3 protein-coding genes are annotated in these 3,286 nt (G+C 59.4%); 1 reads left to right on the forward strand and 2 read right to left on the reverse strand.

Features of this window, described 5'->3' with window-relative positions; translation table 11 throughout:
- Positions 1-271: 271 nt before the first annotated feature.
- Together PPP56_RS01215 and PPP56_RS01220 are read right to left on the reverse strand one after the other, a co-directional pair.
- On the reverse strand, positions 272-1,465 hold the full coding sequence (locus tag PPP56_RS01215) for a KamA family radical SAM protein (protein WP_353561954.1): 1,194 nt from the start codon (positions 1,463-1,465) through the stop codon (positions 272-274).
- A gap of 93 nt (positions 1,466-1,558) precedes the next feature.
- The gene (locus tag PPP56_RS01220) at positions 1,559-2,599 is read right to left on the reverse strand and encodes a D-alanine--D-alanine ligase family protein (protein ID WP_353561956.1); all 1,041 of its coding nucleotides are present in this window, start codon (positions 2,597-2,599) and stop codon (positions 1,559-1,561) included.
- Between the two features lie 118 nt (positions 2,600-2,717).
- Here PPP56_RS01220 and PPP56_RS01225 point away from each other — a divergent pair, with 118 nt between their 5' ends.
- Positions 2,718-3,044, forward strand: coding sequence for a hypothetical protein (locus PPP56_RS01225; RefSeq protein ID WP_353561958.1), 327 nt, complete (start codon positions 2,718-2,720; stop codon positions 3,042-3,044).
- The last annotated feature ends 242 nt before the right edge of the window (positions 3,045-3,286 follow it).

Below are 3,286 nucleotides of genomic sequence, written 5' to 3' on the forward strand. Positions count from 1 at the left end.
TCCCTTCGGGTTTCTCCCCCTTTTCCAAGGGGGAGATGTCGGTAGACAGAGGGGGTTAAGCGGACTACAATGATGTAGCCCACATGACAATCACTAACCATTGAACCGCTACCGTCTATTTTAGCATCTAATATTACGTTCTACCCACAAACGAAGTGCCCTCTTTACGCAATAAGCATTGAATCAACTTTACCGTGGGTAAGCATGCAGGTTCTTTGCCCTGTGTACGACGCGTTGCATCTGGCAGCCTGAGAAGCATTTTCGGCGCTGCTTAGACGGCCGCAGGGGCCTGCGCGGTAGACGCTACCGTTTCGGCTTCGTCGGGATATGGAATGGCAGGAAGCGTCATCGCAGGTTTGTGCTCGTGCAGCGGATTGGGCTCGGCCCATGTTGTACCGTCGTAGGTCTCCATCACGACGTAGTCGCCAGCACGCCCATGTACCCACGATTCGTTTAGTGGCACTTTTCCGTAGGGCGTGTCGAGCACATACGTTGGAATTGCAAATCCGGTTGTGTGCCCGCGCAGTTCATGCATCAGGTGCATTCCGGTTTCAATGGGTGTTCGCAGATGCCCCGTGCCCCCAATGACCTGTGCCTGGTACAGGTAGTAAGGGCGCACACGCATGGCCACGAGTCCCTCGCACAGCGCTTTCATTGTATCCAGATCGTCGTTGATTCCCCGCATCAGCACCGTCTGGTTGCCCACCGGAATTCCGGCACGCAGCAGCCGGTCGATGGCGTCGGCGGCGTCTTGCGTGAGTTCGTTGGGATGATTGAAGTGGGTGTTGACCCACATCGGGGTGTACTGCGCCAGCAGCTCGCACAGCTCATCGGTGATGCGGTACGGAAGCTTTACGGGCATGCGTGTGCCGAAGCGAACAATTTCGACATGGTCGATCGCATAGAGACGCGAAAGCAGCCACTCCAGATGGGCTTCGTTGAATGTAAGCGGGTCGCCACCGGTAAGTAGCACGTCGCGAATGGCGGGGGTATCTGCAATGTAGTCGATCGCCTCTTGCAGCTCCCCCGTTCGCAAGAAGAAATCCGCGTCGCCGACCATGCGTTTGCGCAGGCAAAAGCGGCAGTACACTGCACACTCAGCCGTTACGCAGAATGCCACGCGGTCGGGGTAGTTGTGCACCAGATTCTTGACCGGCGAGTGCGCAACCTCTTGTAGCGGATCGAGCTCATCAACAAGGTCGTCGTGGAGTTCGTCGATGTGGGGCACCACCTGGCGACGCACCGGACAGGCCGGGTCGTCTGCATCCATGAGCGCGGCGTAGTACGGCGTGATGTTCCACCGAAAGATCGGCTCGGTGTCGACGATGCCTTGGCGCTCGCCCTCTGTGGGATTGATCCAGTCGGAGAGGTCGTCGAGCGTGCTGATGCGGTTACGCATCTGCCAGCGCCAGTCTGTCCACTCGGGCGGGCGGCCAGCGGCGATGTGAGGACGGGAAGCAGGCATGCAGTTAGGCAGTTGGGCGATGTCAGGGGGCGACGGTGGCGTGTAGAGTGGCGTGTAGAGTGGCGTGTAGCACCGGCGGCGCACGGCACGTAGCTATTGTTCAATAGCCGGGTTGGCTGAGATGGACGGAAGCACCTGCAGGCGGCGCAGTCCGCGAGCCAGCACGTCAGCGAGGAAGTCCGGGTAGGATCGATTCATAAGCTCAGCGATGATGGCAAATGTGCCATCGGGGGCGAACGTCGGCAGCGGATTGATCTCCAGAAAGAAGGGCGTTCCCTCCGCATCCACCCGAAAGTCGATTCGGGCCACGTCGCGGCACTCCAGCTTCTGGTAGATGCGCAGCGCGTCGTGCGCGAGTTGCGCTTCGAGCGCTGCAGAGAGTGTACCTTCGATGGCGTATGACCACGCACGATCGGGGCCGCCCCGCCGTTCCAGCGCGTGCACGCCGATGCCCGTCGTTGGCTCCACCGCGCGCTGCAGTGCGGGCAGCGCTTCAGGCGGATCATTGCCGACAACGGCGACCGTAAACTCACCGCCGCCGTTTACAAACGCCTCTACAAGTACATCTTGCTGGTAGAGATGCGTCTGCCGTTCTACTTCCTGGCGCAGCGCCTCGACCGAGGTTACCTTGCTCGCAGGCAAGATGCCCTTCGAGGTGCCTTCGTAGCGCGGCTTCACGAAGAGCGGGAAGTCTGCAGGAAGCGCCGACGCCGTAACCTCGCTGGCCTCCGAAAACACCGTCCACGCAGGCGTCTGCACACCGGCTTGCACGGCAAGGTCTTTGGTACAAGCTTTGTCGAGCGTAATGGAGAGCGTGAGTGCATCAGAGCCCCACTGGGGGATGCCCGCCAGCTCGAGCAAGATGGGGGCATGCGCCTCGCGGTTGCGTGTGCCCTGCCCTTCGGCAATGGTGATGGCGGCGTCGAGCGCGAGGCCCTCGCAAAGCTGCTGCTGCAGGTCGCGGGTTGTGCCAACACGTACCGGCTCGGTTTCGCAGCGACGCAACGCATCCGCAAGCGCGTCTACGGTCTCGATCGGCTCAAACTCGGCATCAGCATCAGGCGGATCGCCGTCGGACCATTCGTATGCGTCAAACACGTCATAGATAAGACCGATACGAGGCACAGAAGCCATAGTGCAATCAGATAGTGCAATCAGTAGTTCGGCGTAGGGGATGAGACATTGGTATTGCTGTGTTGTACCTTGGTTGCGCAGGTCGCTGGTGTTCTCATAACCGATTCGCACACTCACCATGGATACGCCCGAACAGAAAGCACTTCTCATTCGCATAGCAGGCGACGAAACGCACGGTCTTGCCTCCCTCAACGAGCATCTCTCTAACGGATGGCACGTGATCGAAACGACGGCGCTTGGTGGCGGCCATGCCACTGAAACGGCAGCGCTGGTCGTTATCGAGAATCAGCGCCGCGGCCCGGCTACAGGTGTACCGGTTGCCGAGCGCGAAGCCGAGCCCGCCGACGAAGAGATCGAAGAGATTGTACCTGGCGTTGAGGAAACCGTTGAAGGCGATGGCGCAAGCCCAGATGTCGACCCCGAAATCAATCCGGGATCTGCATAGCTGTTGCTGCGGTCGTGGCTATAGCTTTACTCTACATGCTCCGCTTCTGGCTATCTAACGGCATGCGCAGGTTTCTTTTTTCGGTAGTGGATAGACGCTAAATGATAAAGCGATTGAATGCAGCAGCTCTTTCTTTCCGAACCCCCTCTCCCTTATTCCGCTTCGCTCCATCAGTCGCCCTACGGGCTCGTGTCGGGTTTCTCCCCCTTGGCCAAGGGGGAGATGTCGGCAGACAGAGGGGG

The sequence above is a fragment of the Longimonas sp. genome, from assembly GCF_040409695.1.
In the GTDB taxonomy this organism is placed as follows: Bacteria; Bacteroidota; Rhodothermia; order Rhodothermales; family Salinibacteraceae; genus Longimonas.

Bases quoted from the DNA above. Each gene is read 5' to 3' on its own strand.
- PPP56_RS01215 (WP_353561954.1), bottom strand. From the start codon at position 1,465: ATGCCTGCTTCCCGTCCTCACATCGCCGCTGGCCGCCCGCCCGAGTGG.
- PPP56_RS01220 (WP_353561956.1), bottom strand. From the start codon at position 2,599: ATGGCTTCTGTGCCTCGTATCGGTCTTATCTATGACGTGTTTGACGCA.
- PPP56_RS01225 (WP_353561958.1), top strand. From the start codon at position 2,718: ATGGATACGCCCGAACAGAAAGCACTTCTCATTCGCATAGCAGGCGAC.